Origin of the sequence: Pseudomonas sp. 478, assembly GCF_003254125.1 — a bacterium.
Lineage (GTDB): Bacteria > Pseudomonadota > Gammaproteobacteria > Pseudomonadales > Pseudomonadaceae > Aquipseudomonas.
In genome coordinates this window covers 96,604-118,712 of the sequence record NZ_QKZG01000002.1, presented here as the reverse complement: position 1 = coordinate 118,712, position 22,109 = coordinate 96,604, and the positions used below count along the sequence as shown (strand labels likewise).

The 22,109-nt window shown below is 61.4% G+C and carries 22 protein-coding genes; 6 read left to right on the top strand and 16 right to left on the bottom strand.

Going from position 1 to position 22,109, the window contains the following annotated elements; all coding sequences use genetic code 11:
• Entirely contained in the window at positions 1-1,332 is a 1,332-nt protein-coding gene (locus DFS28_RS04130; RefSeq protein WP_111448677.1) for a PLP-dependent aminotransferase family protein, read from the top strand.
• Between the two features lie 198 nt (positions 1,333-1,530).
• Positions 1,531-2,802, top strand: coding sequence for an epoxide hydrolase family protein (locus tag DFS28_RS04125; protein ID WP_111448676.1), 1,272 nt, complete (start codon positions 1,531-1,533; stop codon positions 2,800-2,802).
• A 10-nt stretch (positions 2,803-2,812) separates the two neighbouring features.
• Here DFS28_RS04125 and DFS28_RS04120 read toward each other — a convergent pair whose 3' ends face one another.
• A complete protein-coding gene (locus tag DFS28_RS04120; protein WP_111448675.1) occupies positions 2,813-3,601 on the bottom strand; it encodes an alpha/beta hydrolase in 789 nt (262 codons plus the stop codon).
• Positions 3,602-3,837: 236 nt separating this feature from the next.
• On the opposite strand from DFS28_RS04120, the gene DFS28_RS04115 reads away from it, so the two are divergent.
• Entirely contained in the window at positions 3,838-4,782 is a 945-nt protein-coding gene (locus DFS28_RS04115) for an aldo/keto reductase (protein ID WP_111449111.1), read from the top strand.
• 19 nt (positions 4,783-4,801) lie between these two features.
• Here DFS28_RS04115 and DFS28_RS04110 read toward each other — a convergent pair whose 3' ends face one another.
• Positions 4,802-5,482 (bottom strand): glutathione S-transferase family protein, encoded by a 681-nt coding sequence (locus tag DFS28_RS04110; protein ID WP_111448674.1) that lies wholly within the window; start codon positions 5,480-5,482, stop codon positions 4,802-4,804.
• A gap of 147 nt (positions 5,483-5,629) precedes the next feature.
• Between DFS28_RS04110 and DFS28_RS04105 the strand changes: the two genes are divergently transcribed.
• Positions 5,630-6,001, top strand: coding sequence for a nuclear transport factor 2 family protein (locus tag DFS28_RS04105; RefSeq protein WP_111448673.1), 372 nt, complete (start codon positions 5,630-5,632; stop codon positions 5,999-6,001).
• Between the two features lie 45 nt (positions 6,002-6,046).
• Here the strand turns inward: DFS28_RS04105 and DFS28_RS04100 are convergent, their stop codons facing one another.
• Positions 6,047-7,438, bottom strand: coding sequence for an aldehyde dehydrogenase family protein (locus DFS28_RS04100; protein WP_111448672.1), 1,392 nt, complete (start codon positions 7,436-7,438; stop codon positions 6,047-6,049).
• Between the two features lie 100 nt (positions 7,439-7,538).
• Between DFS28_RS04100 and DFS28_RS04095 the strand changes: the two genes are divergently transcribed.
• Positions 7,539-8,423, top strand: a complete 885-nt coding sequence (locus tag DFS28_RS04095) for a LysR family transcriptional regulator (protein ID WP_111448671.1) — start codon at positions 7,539-7,541, stop codon at positions 8,421-8,423.
• Positions 8,424-8,458: 35 nt separating this feature from the next.
• On the opposite strand, the gene DFS28_RS04090 is transcribed toward DFS28_RS04095, so the two are convergent.
• The 4 genes from DFS28_RS04090 to DFS28_RS04075 form a co-directional block, all read right to left on the bottom strand.
• Complete coding sequence (locus tag DFS28_RS04090; protein ID WP_111448670.1) at positions 8,459-8,917, bottom strand: MarR family winged helix-turn-helix transcriptional regulator; 459 nt, start codon at positions 8,915-8,917, stop codon at positions 8,459-8,461.
• A 133-nt stretch (positions 8,918-9,050) separates the two neighbouring features.
• Complete coding sequence (locus tag DFS28_RS04085) at positions 9,051-9,491, bottom strand: Ohr family peroxiredoxin (RefSeq protein WP_111448669.1); 441 nt, start codon at positions 9,489-9,491, stop codon at positions 9,051-9,053.
• 109 nt (positions 9,492-9,600) lie between these two features.
• On the bottom strand, positions 9,601-10,053 hold the full coding sequence (locus DFS28_RS04080) for an Ohr family peroxiredoxin (protein WP_111448668.1): 453 nt from the start codon (positions 10,051-10,053) through the stop codon (positions 9,601-9,603).
• A 76-nt stretch (positions 10,054-10,129) separates the two neighbouring features.
• Positions 10,130-10,570, bottom strand: a complete 441-nt coding sequence (locus DFS28_RS04075) for an Ohr family peroxiredoxin (RefSeq protein ID WP_111448667.1) — start codon at positions 10,568-10,570, stop codon at positions 10,130-10,132.
• A gap of 236 nt (positions 10,571-10,806) precedes the next feature.
• Between DFS28_RS04075 and DFS28_RS04070 the strand changes: the two genes are divergently transcribed.
• Positions 10,807-11,814, top strand: a complete 1,008-nt coding sequence (locus DFS28_RS04070; RefSeq protein WP_111449110.1) for an Ldh family oxidoreductase — start codon at positions 10,807-10,809, stop codon at positions 11,812-11,814.
• Between the two features lie 138 nt (positions 11,815-11,952).
• Here the strand turns inward: DFS28_RS04070 and DFS28_RS04060 are convergent, their stop codons facing one another.
• The 9 genes from DFS28_RS04060 to DFS28_RS04020 all read right to left on the bottom strand — a co-directional run bounded on the left by DFS28_RS04060 (position 11,953) and on the right by DFS28_RS04020 (position 22,059).
• Positions 11,953-13,533, bottom strand: a complete 1,581-nt coding sequence (locus DFS28_RS04060; protein ID WP_111448665.1) for an aldehyde dehydrogenase (NADP(+)) — start codon at positions 13,531-13,533, stop codon at positions 11,953-11,955.
• Positions 13,534-13,746: 213 nt separating this feature from the next.
• Complete coding sequence (gene abaF, locus DFS28_RS04055) at positions 13,747-15,144, bottom strand: fosfomycin efflux MFS transporter AbaF (protein ID WP_111448664.1); 1,398 nt, start codon at positions 15,142-15,144, stop codon at positions 13,747-13,749.
• Positions 15,145-15,215: 71 nt separating this feature from the next.
• Positions 15,216-16,133 carry a dihydrodipicolinate synthase family protein gene (locus DFS28_RS04050; protein WP_111448663.1) on the bottom strand — a complete coding sequence of 306 codons (918 nt, stop codon included), beginning with the start codon at positions 16,131-16,133 and terminating at the stop codon, positions 15,216-15,218.
• A gap of 138 nt (positions 16,134-16,271) precedes the next feature.
• Entirely contained in the window at positions 16,272-17,300 is a 1,029-nt protein-coding gene (locus DFS28_RS04045) for a proline racemase family protein (RefSeq protein ID WP_111448662.1), read from the bottom strand.
• Positions 17,301-17,417: 117 nt separating this feature from the next.
• Complete coding sequence (locus tag DFS28_RS04040; RefSeq protein WP_008157200.1) at positions 17,418-18,140, bottom strand: amino acid ABC transporter ATP-binding protein; 723 nt, start codon at positions 18,138-18,140, stop codon at positions 17,418-17,420.
• A complete protein-coding gene (locus tag DFS28_RS04035) occupies positions 18,133-18,783 on the bottom strand; it encodes an amino acid ABC transporter permease (protein ID WP_008157201.1) in 651 nt (216 codons plus the stop codon). The genes DFS28_RS04040 and DFS28_RS04035 overlap by 8 nt, the downstream gene beginning before the upstream one ends.
• Positions 18,784-18,793: 10 nt before the next feature.
• Entirely contained in the window at positions 18,794-19,459 is a 666-nt protein-coding gene (locus DFS28_RS04030; RefSeq protein ID WP_008157202.1) for an amino acid ABC transporter permease, read from the bottom strand.
• On the bottom strand, positions 19,452-21,230 hold the full coding sequence (locus DFS28_RS04025) for an aconitase X (RefSeq protein ID WP_111448661.1): 1,779 nt from the start codon (positions 21,228-21,230) through the stop codon (positions 19,452-19,454). The genes DFS28_RS04030 and DFS28_RS04025 overlap by 8 nt, the downstream gene beginning before the upstream one ends.
• Before the next feature lie 10 nt (positions 21,231-21,240).
• Positions 21,241-22,059 carry a transporter substrate-binding domain-containing protein gene (locus tag DFS28_RS04020; RefSeq protein ID WP_008157204.1) on the bottom strand — a complete coding sequence of 273 codons (819 nt, stop codon included), beginning with the start codon at positions 22,057-22,059 and terminating at the stop codon, positions 21,241-21,243.
• Between the last annotated feature and the right edge of the window lie 50 nt (positions 22,060-22,109).

Below are 22,109 nucleotides of genomic sequence, written 5' to 3'. Positions count from 1 at the left end.
ATGCCTCGCTCACGGTACAAGTCATTAGTGGATGCTTTGGCGGCTGACATCCGGTCAGGCCGATTGTTGCCGGGCACGCGCTTGCCGACGCATCGCCAACTGGCGGCGACAGAAGGGTTGGCGCTGGTGACCGCCAGCCGGGTCTATGCAGAGCTCGAAGCCATGGGCCTGGTCAGCGGCGAGACGGGGCGAGGCACGTTCGTGCGGGAGACGTCTTTGCCGCCGGGTTTGGGCATCGACCAGAAAAACGTTGCCGTGGGAATGACCGACCTCAACTTCAACTATCCCTCGCTGCCGGGGCAGGCAGAACTCTTGCGAAATGCCCTGCGCCAACTCGCCTCGGGCGGTGATCTGGAATCCCTGTTGCGCTACCAGCCACACGCCGGGCGCCTGCATGAGCGCGCCTCGGTGGCGCGTCATTTACTCGCCCGAGGGCTGACGGTGGAGGCCGAGCAAGTGCTGATAGTCAGTGGCGCTCAGCATGGGCTGGCCGTGACGATGATGGCGCTGCTGCAACCCGGTGATGTGATTGCTGCGGATGCGCTGACCTATTCAGGGTTCATCGTGCTGGCCGAAGCCTTGCACCTTGAAATCGTGCCCATTCCCGTGACCGAACAGGGGCCTGATCTGGAGGCGCTGGACCGTCTGTGCCGAAGTCGCCGCGTGCGGGCGGTGTACTCGATGCCGACGCTGCACAATCCACTGGGGTGGGTGATGAGTGCCGATCAGCGCGATTCGCTGGTGACGATTGCGCGCAAGCATGACTTGCAAATCATCGAGGACGCCGCCTATGCGTTCCTTGCCGAGAACCCGCCGGTACCGATAGCGCAACTCGCACCCGAGCGGACCGTTTACGTTTCAGGACTCTCCAAGAGTGTGGCCACCGGACTGCGCGTAGGTTTCGTCGCCGCCCCGGCCGAAAAAGTCCCCGCGCTGGAGCGCACGATCAGGGCAACCACCTGGAATACTCCGGGTGTGCTGACGGCGATTGCGAGCACGTGGCTCGACGATGGCACCGTCATGCAACTGGAAGCTGAAAAACGCCAGGATGCGCAGGCCAGGCAAGCCATCGCCGCAGAAGTGCTGGCGGGGCTTCCGTGCATTCGCCACCCGTCGTCCTATTTTCTTTGGCTGCCTCTGTCTGAAGATGCAAGGGCCGACCAGATCGCCGCGGCGCTGCTGCGTGAAAAAGTCGCGATTTCAACCGCTGAGCCTTTTGCGACTTCTGCCCATGTACCGCATGCAATTCGCTTGGCGCTGGGGTCGGCAGAGATGGGCGCACTGCGGGAGGCGCTGGAAAAAGTGAAGTGGGTGATTGGTGCCTATTCATAGCCCGAAGTCGCCCACCGCCATCTATATTGAAAGGTCCAGTCCGCCGCAGATTACGCAAGCGCCCTGACGCGTGGCGAAGCTCTCGCCCTTGCGATATGGCATTACCCAATGCGTTCTCTGACCGGCTGGTAAAGCGTCTTCGGTGACCGATAAGCGCAAACTCATCACTTATCGTGACCCTCAACTGAGGTAATGAAGATGAAGCCCCTATTCGCGGTTGCTATCGCTATCCTCGTGCTTTGTGTCTCGGCCCTCGCCAGCGCCGCTCCCGCCGCCGATCCCCAGGCCATTCAACCCTTCCACTTCAATGTTGCGGACAAGGACCTCACCGATCTGCGCAACCGTATCGCGGCGACCCGCTGGCCGGACAAAGAGACGGTTTCCGATCGATCACAGGGCGCACAGCTGGCACAGCTGCAGGAACTGGTTCGCTATTGGGGCACGGACTACGACTGGCGCAAGGCCGAAGCGCAGCTCAATAATCTGGCGCAGTACGTGACCACCCTCGACGGGGTCGAGATCCACTTTATCTGGGTGCGCTCCCCGCATCCGAACGCTTTGCCGATGATCATGACCCACGGTTGGCCAGGCTCGGTATTCGAGTTCATCAAGGTCGTTGGTCCGCTCACCGACCCGACCGCGCACGGGGGCAATGCGGCAGATGCCTTCGATGTGGTGATTCCCTCCATTCCTGGTTACGGCTTCTCCGGCAAACCGAGTGGTATCGGTTGGGATCCGGACCACATCGCGCGGGTCTGGGCGCAACTGATGCAGCGCCTCAAGTACACCCACTACGTCGCCCAGGGTGGCGACTGGGGCGCGCCCATTACCAGCGCGATGGCGCGCCAGGCGCCGACCGGGTTGCGCGGCATTCACCTTAACCTGCCCGCCACGATACCGGCGGAAGCGAGCGCGGCGCTCGCTGTCGGCGGACCGGCACCGGCGGGATTTTCCGACAAGGAACGCGCGACCTATGACGCCGTCGCCACGCTCGTCAAACAGGGGAACCTGGCGTACAGCGCGATGATGGCCGCGCGGCCACAGATGATCGGTTACGGCGCGACGGATTCACCGGCCTTCCTCGCCGCGCTCATGCTCGTGCATCCAGGCTTTGCCCGGTGGACATACGGCGCCGACCCGCAACAGTTGCCGACCAAGGATGAAGTGCTGGACGACATCACCCTCTACTGGCTGACCAATAGCGCCGCCTCGGCAGCCAGGCTCTACTGGGAGAACATGGGACGAAGCCCGCTTTCTTCGGCCGCACAGAAAACCACCGAGATTTCGCTGCCGGTGGCCGTCACCGTGTTTCCAGAGGATGTCTACTGCCCGCCGGAGTCGTGGGCCCGGCGCGCCTATAGCAACCTGATCTACTTCCATCAGGCCGACAAGGGCGGCCACTTTGCGGCCTGGGAACAGCCGCAGCTGTTTACCGAGGAGCTTCGCACTGCGTTCCGGTCGCTGCGCTAGTCGCCGCCATTTACAAACCAGCGCCCAACACCTTGAGGTATTCGGGGCTCTCGGATATCGAGTTGTGCCCCGTACCCGGTATGACCTTCAGCGACGCCACCCCCTTGGCGAAATGCGTGAAGAGCCGCTCGGTGCTGGAACGCGGTATCACTTCGTCGTGCTCCGCCGCGATCAACAGCGTCGGCACCGTGATGTGGGCGGCGTATTTCCAGGATTCAAAGGTGTCCTTGAGCAACCACTTCACCGGGAAAATGGGGAACTGCCGGGCGGCGAGTTCTTCAACACTGTTGTAGGGCGTGATCAGCACCAGACGCGCCGCCGGGCGTTGGCTGGCGAGGCGCACGGCGACGCCCGAGCCCAGGCTGCGACCGACCACCGTAATGTGTGGATGGGTGGCGTAGACCAGATCAAACAAGGTCAGGGCGTCGCGCGAAATCATCTCCTCGGAGGGCGATCCGGAACTGCCACCGTAGCCTCTGTAGTGCAGCAAGTAGACGGCGTGATCGGCAAAGGCTGCGGAAAACGAAGGCAGGCTCCGGGAGACATCTTCGGCATTCCCACCGAAATAGATCAACGCGTTCGGCCCCTCGTGAGGCCTGACAGACACCAGCACCTGCGCGTCGTCGACCGATAGCGTGAGCAGCGTTGCCGAGGTGCCGACGGCGCGGGGTTGCGGGAAGTAGATGAGGGCGCGCTGGAACACGAACAGCGCAGCGCAGAGCGCCAGATACACGACGGCGATGATGACGACGGTTGACACCAGGATGCGTGGCATTCGGCTAACTTTAGTGGGCGGCATTGGCGGCTCTGGCCTGAAGACGGCTATCGCTTGATCGCTGTCAGAGTGTAGTAGACCGATCGCGCGACGCACCGGGAGGGGCACCCATGCCCGTCGCTGTGAAATGGCTCAACGTCCTGCCGTCGGAAAAAGCGGCGCAGTCGCCGGTAGCTATGCTGATGTGGCCAGCCTCGTGCGTGCGGCGCGAGACGTGCAGTGGACCGTGGCTGACAGCAAAAATGTGGAAGGGCAATTTCATGAGCCACACTGATGGCTACACGCGTCGAAAAATACTCACGCTGGCTGCCGGTGCTTCGGTGGTTTTCACCTTCGATCCGGCTTTTGCAGCATCCACGCCGTCGACCGAAACAGGAGGCAAGAACATGCTGACCCGGACCATTCCATCCAGCGCCGAACGCTTACCGATCGTTGGGCTGGGCACGTATCGCGGTTTTGATGTCGTGCCTTCAAGTCCGGCCTACAAGCAACTGCCTGCGGTGCTGCGCGCGTTGTTCGAGAAGGGTGGGAAGGTGATCGACAGTTCGCCCATGTACGGTCGCGCCGAACAGACGACCGGTGAGCTGCTGTCGATTCATGAGCCGCGCTCACCGGCGTTTCTGGCCACCAAGGTGTGGACCCGTGGCCGCGAAGAAGGCATCGCGCAGATGGAACAGTCTTTCAAGCTGCTGCAGACCGACCGGATCGACCTGATGCAGATTCACAACCTGCTGGACTGGAAAACCCATTTGCCCACGCTGCGCAAATGGAAGGAAGAAGGGCGCATTCGTTACATCGGCATCACCCATTACACGGCGTCGGCGTATGACGAGGTGGAAGCGGTGCTCAAGGCCGAGCCGTTGGACTTTTTGCAGATCAACTATGCCCTGGACGATCGTGGCGTCGAGAAACGCATCCTGCCGCTGTGTCGCGAGCGGGGCGTGGCGGTGATCTGCAATCGGCCCTTCGGCGGCGGTGATTTGCTCGCCCGCTTGAAGGGCAAGCCGCTACCGGGTTGGGCCGCGCAAGTGGGGATCAGCAGCTGGCCGCAACTGGCGCTCAAGTTCCTGCTGACGCATTCGGCGGTGACCTGCGTGATCCCCGGCACCAGCAACCCGCGTTACATGGCGGAAAATGCCGGTGCCGGTTTTGGTCCGATGCTGACGGGGGCGCAGCGCGAGCAGTTGATTGACGTGGTGGGGTAGGGCGAACTTTCTTGGCCGGTCAGGTGTTGTCCGGCGGCTGGCGAAATCGCTTCGGGATCGCCTCTTCAAATGGATAAAACGAAAACCAGGGCCTGGCTTCGTCGATGACCCGCTGGACGGACGGTCTGCTTGTCAGTCTGTCGAAATAGGCTTTCAAGTGGCCATAGTCGTCGGGGAACGGCTCGAGCGTGCTGGCATAGAAAAGCGCCGGGGCCGCGGCGCAATCGGCCAGACTGAAATCTGCACTGGCGAGCCAGATTCTCGACGCCATCTGGTGGTCGAGCATGCCGTACGTTGTCCGCAGTGTGGAACGTTCTCTGGTCAAATCGCCGTGAGCGTCGCGGATGCGATCGAGCACGATCTGTTGCAGCGGCGTTTGCAGGTAGTGGTCGCAGATTCGGTCCCACAGACGGACTTCCAGCGCGGTGTCCCAATCGTTGGGAACGAGTGGATGTTCACCCGCATAAAATCGGTCCAGGTATTCGATGATGATCGTGGTCTCCGCCACGTTGCGTTGGCGAGCATGGTCGCGGATGACCGGGAACTTGCCGAACGGCCACAGCGCTTGCAGCTCTGTTCTGTCTGCATCGTTGGCGAGATCGATGATCCGCTTTTCGAAGTCGACAGCGTTTTCATAGAGCGCGATGAGCACTTTGTGGCAGAACGACGACAGCGGATGGTGATAAAGAGTCAGCGACATCTCTCAGCTCCTCGAAAGGCAGGTGACCCTCATCATCATAGTCGCCGTCCAGGACGGCCAGGCGCGCGGTGCTAGACTTTCAGGGTGGAATAGACGATCGAACAACCTGATCCGGCGGTGCGAGGACGAGAACGCTGGAGGTATGACATGACGACTCAATCGCTGGCTAAAGAACACATCAACGTGGTGGTCCGTAATTATGTGGAAGGCATGGTGTTCGCCGATGAAGCCTTGCTGCGACAAGCCTTTCATCCTGCTTGCCGCATCATCGGCCATTACGAAGACAAGCTTGAATGGTTATCGCTGGAGGAATTTATCGGCGCGATCAAGGCCGAAGGACCGGCACCCAAAGAGGTCAAACCATTTTGGGAAGTACTCAGCATCGATATCACGGGCGATGCCGCCGCGGTAAAAGTCATTGATGAATATCTCGGCATGCGCTTTACCGATTATCTGTCGCTACTGAACATCAACTATCGCTGGATGATTGTGAACAAACTGTATTACCTGAACGAATAGCACGTGAGCCCGGGAGCCAAAGGGCTCCCGGGCATCGTTATGCAATCAGTGCCGATCCAGCCACACCGTCTGGGCATTGCAGAATTCGCGCACACCGAAATGCGAGAGCTCACGACCAAAACCGCTTTTCTTCACTCCGCCGAAAGTGACACGCGGATCGGAGGCGCAATAGCCATTGATAAACACGCCACCGGTTTCCAGTTCATTGGCCATCTGCTCGGCAAGCTCGACGTTGCGTGTGTAAATGGTTGAGGCGAGACCGAATTCGCTGTCATTCGCCAGTGCCAGAGCATGGGCCGCATCGCGTGCGGTGATGATCGAGGCCACCGGGCCAAACAGTTCCTGTTTGAACGAGGTCATCTGGTCGGTGACATCACCGAACACCGTGGGCTCGTAAAAGTTGCCAGGGCCTTCAGCCTTCTTGCCGCCCATCAACAGCGTCGCACCTTCTTCCAGGGTGTCGCGCACCTGTTGATCCAGTTCATCACGCAGATCAAAGCGGGCCATCGGGCCGATGTAGGTGTCGGAGGCCAGTGGATCACCGACTGCAAGTTTTTGCGTGGCTTCGACGAACTTACGTGTGAATTCCTCGACGATGCCTTGCTCGACGATCAAGCGTTTGGCCGCTGCGCAAACTTGCCCGGTGTTCTGATAACGGCCAATCACGGCGGCTTTGACCGCTTCGTCGAGGTCGGCATCGTTAAGAACGATGAACGGATCGGAGCCGCCCAGTTCCAGCACGCACTTCTTCAACGCCGCGCCGGCTTGAGCGCCGATGGCCATGCCGGCTCGCACGCTGCCAGTGAGGGTCACCGCCGCGATGCGGGGATCGGCGATTGCGCTGGAGACGCCGTCCGGCGTGACATTGATGACCTCGAAGACACCTTCGGGAAAGTCGGCTTGCTTGAAGGCTTCGCGCAACAGATAGGCGCTGCCCATCACGTTGGGCGCATGTTTGAGCACGTAGGTGTTGCCGGCGATCAGCGCTGGAACGGCGCCGCGCAGAACCTGCCAGATCGGGAAGTTCCATGGCATCACCGCGAGAATCGGGCCGAGTGGGCGGTATTCAATGCGCGCTTTTCCACCTTCCACCAGCGTCGGTTCAGCGCTCAGCATCGCCGGGCCGTGTTCGGCGTACCACTCGCAGAGTTGCGCGCATTTTTCGATTTCGCCGCGTGCCTGAGTGATCGGCTTGCCCATTTCCAGGGTGATCATGTTCGCCATCGCGGCGACGTTGTCGCGCAATGCCCGAGCCAGAGCGATCAACAACTGCGAGCGTTGATCAACCGGTTTGCTGCGCCAGGCGCGGAACCCGGCAGCGGCGCGGGACAGGGCGGCGTCCAGTGCTGATGCGGATTCGAAAGGGTAGTGGCCGATCTGCTCGCCGTTGGCGGGGTTGATCGAAATGGCATGGGTGAGGCTGGAAACTTGAGTCATGGCACCGTCCTGCGAGGTGGGGATGCGCTCAGGTTACGGTGGCGTTTGTTTTCTGGAAACTGAATAATACTGAGCATATCGTTCACGTTTGGAGAATGACTTGGATCTGGTTCAGCTGGAAATTTTCAAGGCCGTCGCCGAACACGGCAGCATCAGCGCGGCGGCTCAGCACATCCATCGGGTGCCGTCGAACCTGACGACGCGGATCAAGCAGCTGGAGCTGGATCTGGGCGTGGACCTGTTTATCCGCGAGAAGAGCCGTCTGCGCCTGTCGCCGGCGGGCTGGAGTTTTCTCGACTATGCCCGGCGCATCCTCGACCTGGTCCAGGAGGCTCGCGCGACGGTGGCGGGCGAAGAACCGCAGGGTTCGTTTCCGTTGGGATCACTGGAGAGTACCGCTGCGGTGCGCATCCCTGAGCTGTTGGCTGCGTATAACCAGAAGTACGCCAAGGTTGAGCTGGACCTGTCCACCGGGCCTTCGGGGACGATGATCGACGGGGTGTTGTCGGGCCGACTGGCGGCAGCGTTTGTCGATGGACCGGTGCTGCACCCGGCACTGGAAGGCGTGCCGGCGTTTGAGGAAGAAATGGTGGTAATCGCACCGCTCAACCATTCCCCCATCCATCGAGCGCGGGATGTTAATGGCGAAAACATCTACGCCTTCCGCTCCAATTGCTCCTACCGCCATCACTTCGAAAGCTGGTTCGCCAAGGACGCGGCGGTGCCCGGCAAGATTTTCGAAATGGAGTCCTATCACGGCATGCTGGCGTGCGTCAGCGCTGGTGCAGGCCTGGCGCTGATGCCCCGCAGCATGCTCAACAGCATGCCCGGATGCACCACGGTGAGCGTCTGGCCGCTATCGGAATCGTTCCGCTATTTGCGCACCTGGCTGGTGTGGCGCCGAGGGACGGTGTCGCAAAGCCTGACCATGTTTGTGCGCTTGCTGGAGGAGCGCGGGGTGGTGGGGGATGAGGCGGTGCGCTAGTTCGCGCACGAAAATGTCCAGATCGGTGTGCCGGCTCATTCCCCGGCTTTTGTCGATTTGATCAGATTGCCGCGCAACTTCACGATCGCCTTCTGCAAAATCGTGAACTCGTCGAGCGTCAGGCCCGTCGCGTCGGCGAGGCCCATTTCCGGTTGGCTTTCGCGCAGCTGTCGACCGTTCTTCGTCAGGCTGATCCGTACCTGGCGCTCGTCCTCGGGGTCGCGTTGCCTTTGCAAAAAGCCCATCGCTTCCAGCTTCTTCAGGATCGGGGTCAGGGTGTTCGATTCCAGAAACAGCTTCTCCCCCAGGCTGCCGACGGTCTGATGGTCTTCCTCCCACAGCGCTACGATGGTGATGTATTGCGTATAGGTCAGCCCAAGCTGCTCGAGTATCGGCTTGTACGCCTTGCCGAAGGCCAGGTTGGTGGAATAGACCGCAAAACACAGGAATTCGGAGAGCTTTAGATCAGCAGGGGTGTTGTCTGTGGGTTTCATGTGCTTCCTCGTTGGCCAAAGACGGGTGGCTCGCAAAAAGTGAAATATACCTCGTATGCGATTGTGTCGGAACGACTCTAACTGACGGTGGCGACCGGCTCGACGGCGAAAGTCGAACCGGTCGTACGGTGCATCATGCGGTCAGGGCGTTGATGACCACGTCGATATTGCCGCGCGTTGCCTTCGAGTACGGGCAGATTTGGTCTGCAGCGTGCGCCAGCTCCGTCGCGACGGCTTGCGTCAAGCCTGGCACGCGAAGAGTCAGCCGGGCCTGGAGGAAGTAGGCCGGACCGGTCTGACCCAGATCGACCTCAATATCAATGGCCAGATTGGGCGGCAGCGTCACCTGCATATTTTTCGCCGCCAGCTCGACGGCAGCGGTGTAGCAGGCCGACCATGCGCCGGCGAAAAACTGCTCTGCCGTTGGGTGCGGCACAATGGCGGCGAACTCGTGTGCCAGCCGAGGGTTTCCCGGCGACGAGAGCTCGATGGCGAGGCCGCGGGAAGAGTTGGCGCCGTCGCTGAATGTCGTGTGGGTTTTGCCTGTGGCCAGGACTTTTTCGATCTTGTTCATGGTTGAGTCCTCAACGTGTTGTTGGGTTTGTGATTCGTATGCGCTTAAAGCGCATACGTCATATGTGGCATATCGACAATGCTGATCGATAGCAACGCCGCGCGGTGCGTCAAGCCGTGAGGACGTTCAGGGCCACGTCAATGTTACCCCGCGTCGCTTTCGAGTACGGGCAGATTTGATCGGCGGTGTGCGCCAGTGTCGTCGCGATATCGTGGGACAAACCCGGCACGCGCAGAGTCAATCGAGCCTGAAGGAAATAAGCCGGACCGGTCTGACCCAGATCGACTTCGATGTCGACGGACAGATCCGACGGCAGCACCACGTTCATCTCACCGGCCACCAGCCCGACGGCGGCGGTGTAGCAGGCCGACCAGGCACCGGCGAACAGTTGCTCGGCAGTCGGGTGCGCCTGGGTAGCGGCGAACACGTGGGCGGGCTTGGCGATGCCGGGCGTTGACAGGGTGATGTCGAGGCTGCCGTCATGGCCGCGCGAGGTAGTGCCAGCGCTGCTGACGGTGGTGTGGGTTTTGCCGGTGGCCAGTACTTTTTCGATCTTGCTCATGATGATTTCCTGAGTGTTTACTGTTTTCGTATGCGCTTATATCGCATGCGATATGTTTAATAAATTAAAGCGATCTTCACGCCGTCAGGACGTTCAGCGCCACGTCGATGTTGCCCAGCGTCGCTTTCGAGTACGGGCAGAGTTCGTGGGCGGCGTGCGCCAGCGCGGTGGCGACGTCGTGTGCCACGCCCGGCAAGCGGACAAAGAATCGAGCCTGGAGGAAATAAGCCTGACCGGTCTGGCCCAGATCAATCTCGATGTCGACAGATGCATCGGCCGGCAGCACCACTTTTTTCGCCTTGGCTATGTGTTCGATGGCGGAGATGTAGCAGGCCGACCACGCACCGGCGAACAGTTGCTCGGCGGTCGGGTGCGCTTGGGTGGCTGCGAACACGTGGGCCGGTTTCGCGTCACTTGGCGATGACAGCTCGATGTCGAGCTTGCCGTGGGCACGGGTGGCGTCGCTGAATGTAGTGTGGGTCTTGCCGGTAACCAGTACTTTTTCGATCTTGCTCATGGGATGAATCCTCAACGTTTCAATAGGTGGTATTTGTCTGTCGTATACGTTTGTATCGTATGCGATGGAAATAATACTCGCGCAGAGCTCAATCGGTGTCAAGGGGTGGTGCGCGGTCCAGCCGACGAATGGCTTGTTGGCGGGATATGCCGAATTCGTCGTCGACCGGGCCTAAAGCGATCAAGCCGTGGCGTCTGGATTGGGCCAGTCTGGACGGTCTGTCCAAGGAGTTGATGATGAAACGACTGTCCCTGGCCGAAGCTCGCGAGCTGGCCGAATCGATCTTGCTGCACCACGGTTTCAACCTTGCCCACGCTCAGGCGGTGGCCGCCACGGTGATTGCCGGCGAGCGCGATGGCTGCGCCTCCCACGGTTTGTATCGGGTATTGGGGTGTGTGAATTCGCTCAGGGCCGGCAAGGTGGTGGCCGATGCCGAGCCACGGGTGATCGACCAGGCACCTTCGATTGTGCGGGTCGATGCGGCGGGTGGTTTCTCCCAGTTGGCGTTTCAGGCGGGTCTGCCATTGCTGGAGGAGAAAACCCGGGCAAACGGGATTGCGGCCCTGGCGATCAATCGCTGTGTGCATTTTTCCGCCCTGTGGGTCGAGATCGAGCAATTGACCGCTGCCGGCCTGGTGGCGCTGGCGTGTAATCCCAGCCATGCCTGGGTCGCGCCGGCGGGGGGCAGTCAGCCGGTGTTCGGCACCAATCCCATTGCCTTCGGTTGGCCGCGTTCGGGCAAGGATCCGTTTGTGTTCGACTTCGCCACCAGTGCGATTGCCCGTGGCGAGATCGAGTTGCATCGACGTGCCGGCAAAGCGATTCCCGAAGGTTGGGGCGTCGATGCAGACGGGCAGCCGAGCACCGATGCGAACGTGGTACTCGATGCCGGCGCGATGCTGACGTTCGGCGGGCACAAGGGCTCGGCGCTGGCCGCCATGGTGGAGTTGATCGCCGGGCCGTTGATTGGTGACCTGACCAGTGCCGAGTCGCTGGCCTATGACGCCGGCAGCAAGTCGTCGCCATACCACGGCGAGCTGATCATCGCCCTCGATCCGCGACGCTTTCTCGGCGAGGCCACCGAGCAGCATCTGGCTCGTGCCGAAGTGATGTTCCAGAGCATACAAGGGCAGGGCGCCCGCTTGCCGTCGCAACGGCGTTACGAGGCGCGAGCGCGCAGTCTGGTGGAGGGCGTGCAGATTCCCGAAGCCTTGTACAACGACTTGAAAGCCCTGCTGGATTGAAACGGAGGGCAACCAATCCCCCTGTGGGAGCGGGCTTGCTCGCGAAAGCGGTGTAACAGTCGACAGAAATGTTGAATGTTATGGCCCCTTCGCGAGCAAGCCCGCTCCCACAGGAGGTCGCTGTTCGATTGGGTGGTTTTACAGCGGTTCGCGATGGCTGTTGCCATCGACCAGACGGGTAATGCCCAGCGGATTGGCGTTTTTCAGCGCGTCGGGCAGGAGCGCATCCGGGCAATTCTGGTAGCACACCGGACGCAGGAAACGCTCGATGGCCAGGCTGCCGACCGAGGTGCCACGGGCATCGGAGGTGGCCGGGTAGGGCCCGCCATGCACCATCGCATCGCAGACTTCGACGCCGGTCGGGTAGCCGTTGAACAGTACCCGGCCGACTTTCTGTTCAAGCAGCGGCAGTAGCTCGTCATGGGTTTGCAGGTCACCGGCTTCGGCAATCAGGGTGGCCGTGAGTTGACCGTGCAAACTCTGCAACGCCCGTTGCAGTTCGGCCTTGTCGGCCACTTCCACCAACACGGTAGTCGGGCCGAAAACCTCTTCCTGTAACAGAGGATCGCCATTGAGCAGCAGGCTGACGTCGGCCTTGAACAGCTGCGGCTGGGCCTGCTTGCCCTGTTGTTCGCGGCCGGCGAGGTGGCTGATGTGCGGATGCGCGTGCAGCGCCTGCACGCCCTTGGCGTAGCTGGTTAACGTGCCGGCGTTGAGCATGGTTTGCCCCGGCTGGTCGGCCATTACCGCGCTGAGCGATTGAACAAATGCGCTGAACTCGGGGGAGCGAATGCCGATCACCAATCCGGGGTTGGTGCAGAACTGGCCACAGCCCAGCACCACTGACGCGGCGAGCTCACTGGCGATTTTATCCCCGCGCAGTTTCAGGGCTTCGGGCAACACCAGCACCGGATTGATGCTGCTCATTTCGGCAAACACAGGAATCGGTTGAGGCCGTGCGGCGGCCATGTCGCAGAGGGCGCGTCCACCCTTGAGCGAACCGGTAAAACCCACCGCCTGGATCGCCGGATGCTTGACCAGCGCTTCGCCGACACCCGCGCCGTAGATCATGTTGAACACACCCTTGGGCATACCGGTTTGCTCGGCGGCGCGGAGGATTGCATCGGCCACCCGTTCGGCAGTCGCCATATGCCCACTGTGGGCCTTGAACACCACCGGGCAACCGGCGGCCAGGGCGGCAGCGGTGTCGCCACCGGCGGTGGAGAACGCCAGTGGGAAATTGCTCGCACCGAACACCGCGACCGGGCCCACGCCGATGCGGTACTGACGCAGATCCACACGAGGCAGCGGCTGACGCTCGGGCAAAGCGCGATCGATGCGCGCACCGTAGAAATCGCCACGGCGCAGGACCTGAGCGAACAGGCGCATCTGGCCGCTGGTGCGCCCGCGCTCACCTTGAATACGCCCGGTTGGCAGCGCCGTCTCGCGGGTGACCAGGGCAACGAATTCATCGTTCAGCGCATCCAGTTGCGCGGCGATGGCCTCGAGAAACTCTGCGCGCCGGCTCGCCGGCAAGTTGCGGAAGGTTGGGTAGGCGGCAGCTGCGGCCTGGGCGGCGGCGTCGACTTCTTCAACGGTGGCTTGTGTGAACGAGTAGGGCAGCGCTTCACCGGTGCTGGCGTCATGGCTTTGCACGGTGATGTTGCCAGCGGCACTGCGCGCTCCGCCGATGTAGTTGTGGCCGATGATGTGGGGCATGAAAAACTCCTGTCGAAAAGGGGCAAAGGCAAAGGCGCGCCGGACACAAAACTGTGGCGAGGGGGCTTGTCGGGACGCCGCATCGCCCCGTTCGACCGCGTAGCGGTCGCAAATTCAACGAATGGGGAGTGCCTGACGCAGCCGATCACTGGTTTTGGGGCCGCTTCGCGACCCAACGGGGACAAGTCCCCTCGCCACAATTGATCGCCAGGCTCAAGCTAGCGAATCACCCCGGCGAGCGGTGGCGGGTTCGGCGTTGTCCAGGGCAGCGATCCGCGCCGCAGATTCGCTATCCACCAGGTGCAGTGACTTGCCACGGGTTTCCCGGGTCAGGCCGACGGCGACAATAGAGATCAGCGCGGCGCCGACCAGGTACCAGGCGATGGGTGTCGAGCTGTGGTACTTGTTGAGCAGGGTGAGGGCAATCAGCGGCGCCAACGAGCCGGCGAAGATCGGTGCCACCTGGTAGCACAGGGACAACGCCGTATAGCGCACGTGGGTCGGGAACATTTCCGCCATCAGCGCCGAGTAGGGGGCGTAGGTCATCGACTCGATCGCCAGGCCCAGGGTGATTGCCCCGATGATCAGCCAATTGTTGCCGGTGTCCATCATCGGGAAGCCGATGAAGCCCCAGAACGCGGTGAGGATCGCACCCGTGAGGTACACCGGTTTGCGTCCGACCAGGTCGGACAGATAACCCATCAGCGGGATTATGAAAAAATGCAGCAGGTGCGCGCCGAACATCAGAAACAGAATCTCTGAAGTGTCCTTGTGCACCACCAATTTCAGGTAGGTAATCGAGAAGGTTACAACGGTGTAGTAAAGAATGTTCTCGGCAAACCGCGCGCCGATACCGACCAGCACCGCACGCCAGTGATGACGCAGCACTTCGACCACGCCCAATTGCTGTTGCTTGTTTTGCGCCTGACGGGCCTGGGCTTCTTTGAAGATCGGCGCGTCATCGACGCTGGTGCGAATCCAGTAGCCGATCACCACCACCACCGCCGAGAACCAGAACGCTACACGCCAGCCCCACGCGAGGAATTGTTCCTCCGACAGGTTCGACGACAACAGCAGCAACGCGACGGTCGCCACCAGGTTACCGGCCGGGACACCGGCTTGCGGCCAACTGGCCCAGAAGCCTCGGCGATTGTCCGGGCAGTGTTCGGACACCAGCAGAATTGCACCGCCCCATTCACCGCCGAAGGCGAAACCCTGGATCAGCCGCAGCAGCACCAGTAACACGGGCGCGGCGTAGCCGATCTGGTCGAAGCCGGGCAGGCAACCCATCAGGAACGTGGTGATACCGACCACCACCAGGCTCAGTTGCAGCAAGCGTTTGCGGCCGAACTTGTCACCGTAGTGACCGAACACCAGGCCACCCAATGGGCGGGCGAGGAAGCCAACGGCATACAAGGCGAAGGCGGCGAGGATGCCGTCGATTGGGCTGTCGGTTTGACGGAAGAACAGCTGGCCGAAGACCAGTGCCGAGGCAGTGCCGTAGAGAAAGAACTCATACCATTCGGCGACGGTGCCGGCCATGGCGGCGGCCACGACACGCTTGAGTCCCGAGGGCGTAGTTGCGCGAGAGATGCTGTGAGGAGTGGGCATGCTGACGTTTCCTGTAGAGGCGCAGAGACAGGCAGCCGGGCCGGGTCCTCAAGGACCCGCCCGGCAATCACTCAGAGACCGACGTCCGGCAGTTCCGGACGGTTGGCCAAGGCCTTGGCCATGATCTGCTCGACGAAAACCCGATCGGATTCCGGCAGGGCCAGGCGTGGTGGACGGGTCAGGGCGCTGCCGCGACCGGCGATGGCTTCGCACAGCTTGATGCACTGCACCAGGTCGGCACGGGCGTCGAGGTGCAGGATCGGCATCAGCCATTCGTAGATCGGCATGGCTTCGGCGAAGCGACCGGCCTTGGCCAGGCGGAAGATGGTTTCGCCTTCTTTCGGGAATACGTTGGACATGCCCGAGACCCAGCCTTCGGCCCCCACGGCGATGCTTTCCAGCACCACGTCATCAAGGCCGGCGAACAGCACAAAACGGTCGCCCACTTCATTGCGCACGTCGATGAAACGACGGGTGTCGCCGGAGGAATCCTTGAAGCACACCACGTTGTCGCAGTCGGCCAGGGAAATCAGGATGTCCGGGGTGACGTCGTTTTTGTAGATCGGCGGGTTGTTGTAAACCATCAGCGGTACGTCGGCGTTTTTCGCCACGTAGCGGTAGTGTTCGGCGGTTTCGAACGGCTTGGAACCGTAGACCAGCGCCGGCATCAGCATGACCCCGTCAACGCCAACCCGGCGCACCGCGTTGGCCACCTTGGCCGCTTGAATGCTGGTGAATTCAGCCACACCGCAAATCACCGGCACGCGACCGCGGGAAGCGTCGACCGCGACTTCGGTCACGGCGATTTTTTCTTCGGCGGTCAGTGAGGTGTTTTCCCCCACCGAACCGCACACCACCAGGCCCGACACGCCGTCACGGATCACGTTGGAAATCACCTGGTGGGTTTTTTCCAGGTTGATGGAGAAGTCGTCGTTGAATTGAGTGGTCACCGCGGGGAAGACACCACTCCAGTTAATGCGCTTGCTCATTGTTGCCTCCGGTTCGTTAATTGTATTTCGTATACGATATTTCAAGTGAAAAGACTCGGCCAGTGCTTTTTTCAGTTACGAGGGTTTTTTTACTAGCCGTTGGTCAGAGTTTTTTGGTCAGGGTTTGTAAGGCCGTGCTCAGGCCCCAGGCCAGGTGTCAGACAGGCGATAGCCTTGTGGCCACGGATCGCTCGGATCAAGCAGCAATTGGTGAGTGCCGGTGATCCAGGCCCGGCCGGAAATGCACGGGTAAATTGCCGGGCGTCCGGCCACTTCGGTCAGCGAATCGATGCGGCAGTGAAACTCGGAACCGATGATCGAACGGCCGATAAAACGTTCGCCGACCTGCATCAAGCCCTTGGCCTGCAACACCGCCATGCGCGCCGAGCAGCCAGTGCCGGTGGGCGAACGGTCGATCTTGCCGGGTTGAATCACCACCGCGTTGGCGCCGGTGGAGATGCCGTTTTCATAGACGAGGGGCGCAGCCATCTGGCAGAAGGAAATGTGCGACCACTCGGGGTTCAGCGGATGGATGAAGCCCAGTTGTTCGTTGGCCGCGCGGGTGATTTTCAGCCCGACCTCGACCAGCTCCGCCGCTTCATCAGGACGAATGGAAAAGCCCAGGCGCTTGGCATCGGCGATCACAAAACTGTCGCCGCCATATGCGGTGTCGACCTGCAATGAGCCAACGCCTTCGACTTCGATCCAGGCGTCGAGGCGGTCAGCGAAGGAGGGCACGTTCTTGATTTCCACCCGTTCGACCTTGCCGTCACGGCAGTCGGCCACCGCTTCGATCAGTCCGCCCGGTGCTTCGAGCACCAGCCGGGTTTGCGGTTCGGTCATCGGCAGGATGCCGCTGTCGAGCAACACGGTGGCCACGCACAGTGAGTTGGAACCGGACATCGGCGGTGTGTCGGCTGGTTCCATGATGATCCAGGCCATCTGCGCCCGAGGATCCTTGGCCGGCACCAGCAGGTTGACGTGACGGAACACGCCGCCGCGCGGCTCGTTGAGGACGAAGTTGCGCAGGGTCTGATCCTTGGCAATCCAGCGCGACTGTTCCCACACGGTGGCCCCGGGTGGTGGCGCGACGCCGCCGACGATCACGTCGCCGACTTCGCCTTCGGCGTGGCAGCTGACTACATGGATGACTTTCGATGAGCGCATGGTCTGCTCCTTGTTTTGTCTGTTAGGGCCCCTTCGCGAGCAAGCCCGCTCCCACAGGGTTTGATGGTGTACACAAAATCACTGTGGGAGCGGGCTTGCTCGCGAAGGGGCCATCCGCTACTTCACTGATTTCAGGAACGCCGCAGTTTCGGCATGCACCGGATTACCAATCACCTGATCCGGCGAGCCAATCTCATGCACCAGCCCATTGCGAAAGAACGCCACACGATCAGACACATCCCGGGCAAAGCGAATCTCATGCGTCACCAACACCATGGTCATGCCGTCTTCGGCGAGCATGCGCATGGTGTCCAGCACCTCGCCTACCAATTGCGGATCGAGGGCCGAAGTGGCTTCGTCGAACAGCATGTAGTCCGGCGACATGGCCAGGGCGCGGGCAATCGCCATGCGCTGTTGCTGACCGCCGGAGAGCTTGCCGGGAAAGGCCTTGAGCTTGTCGCCCAGACCGACGTGGGTCAGTTGTTTCACCGCCAGTTCCTCGGCTTCGGCCTTGCTCTTGCCCAGTACTTTGCGCGGCGCCAGCATCACGTTTTCCAGCACGGTCAGGTGCGGGAACGCGTTCCATTGCTGGAAGACGATGCCGATCTTCTGCCGCAGACGGTTGAGGTCCGTGGCGCTGTGATGGACCTCGACACCGTCGACGCGGATGTTGCCTTTCTGGATCGGCTCCAGGCCGTTGATGCACATCAGCAGGGTCGATTTGCCCGAGCCGGAGCCGCCAATGATCGACACCACCTCGCCCTTGTTCACCGTCAGGTTGACGCCCTTGACCACTTCGAGGTTGCCGAAGGATTTGTGTACGTTGTCGATCTCAATCATTTTCTTGCCACCTTCTTTCCAGACGAGCGCCGAGGCGAGCGACCACCAGGCTCATGACGTAGTAGATGAGGCCCGCAATGCACAGCACCAGCAGCGGCTCCTGAATGCGGGTCACGATGGTTTGCGAGGCGCGCAGCAGTTCGACGATGCCGATCCACATCACCAGCGCGGTGTCTTTCATCACGCTGAGCACCAGGTTCAGCCAGCCGGGAAAGGCTACGCGCGTGGCCATCGGCAGGACGATCCAGCGCAAGTCCTGCAGGAAGCTCAGGCCCAGCGAGCGACTGGCCCGGCGCACGGTGAACGGCACTGACAGCACGCCGCTGCGCACGATCTCGGTGAAGTACGCGGCGGCGTAGACCCCGAGCACAATGCAGCCGACGCTGAAGGCGCTGATGTTCAAGCCGACGATGCTTTTCAGTGAGTTGAACAACACAAACTGGATCAGCAACGGCACGCTGCGAAACACGTCCAGCACCCAGGCCAGTGGCAGACTGGCGCGCGGCAACAACGCCCGCAGCAAGCCGAACAGCAACCCGGCGAAGGAGCCGAGGATGATCGACCAGAACGTGAGTTTCAGAGTGACCCAGGCGCCATCAAGCAAGAACAACAGGTCATTCCAGGAAAAACTGGTGGTCAACATGCTCACCTCCTCAGTAGCGGAACAGTCGCCAGGCCATCAGCCGGGCGACGGCGACGATCGCCTTGGCAATCAGGTAATACAGCGCCGCGGCGATGGCGAAGTATTCGAAGGTGCGGAACGTCTTGACGTTGTAATCCTGGGTCACGCCGGTGAGATCATTGTTCAGTCCGACGATCACCCCCAGCGACGTCATCAATACCGCCCAGACCATCTGGTTACTTAACGGATAGAACACGATCCGCAGCAGCTGCGGGACGATGATCATCCGGTAAGCCTGGAAGGCACTCATACCCAGCGAACGCGCGGCGCGCACCTGCGTGCCGGGCACAGCCTTGAGGCCACCGCGAAAGTTTTCCGCCAGGTAACCGGCGTTGTTGAAGGTGATCCCGGCCAGCAGCGCGAACCATGAGCTGACATGCAAATCCAGCGAGCCGAGGCCGAAGTAGAGAACGTAGATCTGGAACAGCGACGGGGTGTTGCGGGCGATCGACACCCAGCCGTTGCCGATGCCGCGCAACAACGGTTGTTTGGTTTCGCGCATCACCGTCAGGGCCAGGGCGATCAGCACGCCGAAGATCATCGACAGTGCAGCGGTCTCGAAGGTGACCCAGGCGCCGGCGAGCATGTCCGGCAGGGCGCGCAGGGTCGCGCGCCATTGGAAGGTGTAATCAAACATGCGCGGGGCTCTCCAGAGAAGCGGCCGATTGCAGCCAGGCCGGCAAACGACCACTGGCCGTGGCGCTGCAGGCGGCGTCGACACATTCGGCGAGGTTGGCAAAGTGCACCTTGCGGCCCACCAGGCCGGGTGCGTAATGGGCGTACTTGCCCGAGTTGGTCATCAAGGTTTTGGCGGCCAGCGGGATCACCGGTTCGCCGAGCATGCACCAGCAGGTGTCGGTGACCAGCGTCGCGCCAAAGGCTTCGATCACCGCGATATGTCCCGCCTCGCGGGCCTGCTCCAGCACCGCACGACCGCAGGTAATGGCAAGCACTACTTCGGGGTGTTTGTGCCGACCCCGGCACAGCCGCGCCAGATGCGCGAATTCGCTGAGGGAGAAATGCGGGTTGCCCAGCGAGACCACATCCACCCGGTTGTCGCGGGCACTGTTGAGTTCGCGCCAGCTGAGCAGCAAATCCTTCAGGCGGATTTTTTCCACCGGCACGGGGACATTCGCCTCCAGCACCTGCGTCGGGTCGAGTGCTTCCGGGGTCACCCCGGCGATGTGAAACAGCGGCGCGGCAGAGGTGGTGGCGAAAGCCGCGCCGAAGGCTTTCAAATCGTCCAGGCTCGGCCTGCTCTGTTCCAGCCCCAGCACCAGCGGAATCCGGCTGCCGGCCAGGGCCCCGATGTGGTAACCGAGCAGGGGGTAAAAGGCATCGTCCAGGTCACTTAAAACCGGCAATTCGATTTGCAGTCTCGCTTTACGTTGCGCGTCCAGATGGCAGCCGATCAGAGGCGCGCGGCCGGTCAGGGCGATGCAGATATCCAGGTAATCCGGGTATTTCAGGGTGCGTGCGCCGAGCACGCTGTTGGCATACACCACGGCGTTGGATTCGGCCCAGACGATTTGCTCGCCGGCCTTCGGCGCGCTGTCGAGCAGGTAGGGCGCGCAGGTAAAACTCAGCTGTGCGCCCATCGCCATGTAGGCATCGCCCAGAGCGCTGGCCGGTACCCCGAGTGCCGGATCAATGCCCAACTCGCGCCAACGGCGTTGGTCGACAGAAATCGAATTGAGGGTGGTCGGCACCCGCACTTTGGCTCCCCACTGCACCAGTTGTTCGGCGAAGCGCAGGCTCGCAGGTCCCGTATAGATGCAGCCGTCGATGTGCGCTTGGGTGACGTCCACCAGACTGCGCGCACCTTGCAGTTCAGCCATGCGCAGGACGATCTGCATCGCCACTTGGGCGGCCTTGCCATGCTCGCCGTCGAGCAGTGCCTGATCGTGTTCGGTGAGTTCGATGGCGGTGGTTTTTTCTGCTGTCTGCAACGGACTGTCGAGTGCCTGCCAGGCATCGCCCGGCAGGTGTTCGAACAGGGTCACTGTTAACTCTTCGACCCGAGCAAAGGCCTGGCCGCGCAAGGCGGCGAAGGCCTCCCGGCCGATGCACAGCACCGGCAGGGAACGCTCGAAAATGGTCTGTGCCACAAGCACGCCCAGGGTCAGGATCTCATCGGGTTCGGCCAGCACCAGTGCGGCCGGCGCATGACCGTTGCTGATCAGCTCCATCAGCACACTGCTGCCGGTGCATGAGCCGCGACCACTGGGGATTGCCAGCACCCGGCCGGCCAGATGTTCGCCGCTGAGCGGGTGGTGACGGTCGATGATCTCTCCACTAAACGGATCGACCCCGCCCCAGAAACTCAAGCCCACATCGGCAAACAGCAGGGCGCCTTGGGCGGCGCCGGCGACCAGGCTGCGACCGGTCAGAGAGGTTGGCCTAGGCATGCCGGACACCTCAGTAATAGACCTTGGGCACGGTCAGGTCGGTGGGTGAAATCTCGGTGCCGACCCATTTGGTGAACAACTCGTTGTAGCGGCCGCTGCGCACCTGCTGATTGACGAACAGGTTGAGGTAGTTGAGCAAGCCATACTCGTTACGCTTGGCGCCCAGGGACACGTAATCGATGGTGTACGGCGCGTTGCCGGCGATTTTCAGGTTCTTGTATTTGCCCGACTTGATCGTGGCGGCGGCCACGGTGTTGGTGACCACGGTGGCGTCGATGTGACCCTGGGCGACCGCCAGCAGCGTGTCGTTCTGCGACTGATAGGCGCGGAAGGTGCCGGTCCCCCAGTTCTTCACGTCTTTTTCCAGAGCAATGGCTTCATAGGTGCCGCTGGTGTTGCCCAGGGCTTTGCCTTTGATATCGGCGAAGCTGTTGATGCCGGTGTTGTCGCGGGTCAGCACCACCATCTGGAAGGCGAAGTACGGCACGGTGAGGCCGACGGTCTTGGCCCGTTCGAGGGTGTCGGACGTGGAGGCAACGATCACGTCTGCGCGCCCGGAGACTAGTGCCGGAATTCGATCCGGGAAGGGCGTTTCAACCACTTCGGCGTCGACCCCGAGGATCTTCGCCAGGTCGCGGCAGTAGTCCACGTCGAAACCGGCCGGGTTGTTGCCTTCATCGCGAAAACCCATCGGCGGGAAGTCCAGGGTCACGGCGCAGCGCAGCTTGCCCGAACCAATGATGTCGTCGAGCTTGTCGGCCTGGGCGGTGGCGATAAAGGAGGTACTGAGAACAGCGCTGAGGGCTACGGCAAATGCGGGGTTTTTCATAGAGGCCTCGTTGTCGGAAAGTGCTGTTGGATATCGTATTGTGAATTTCG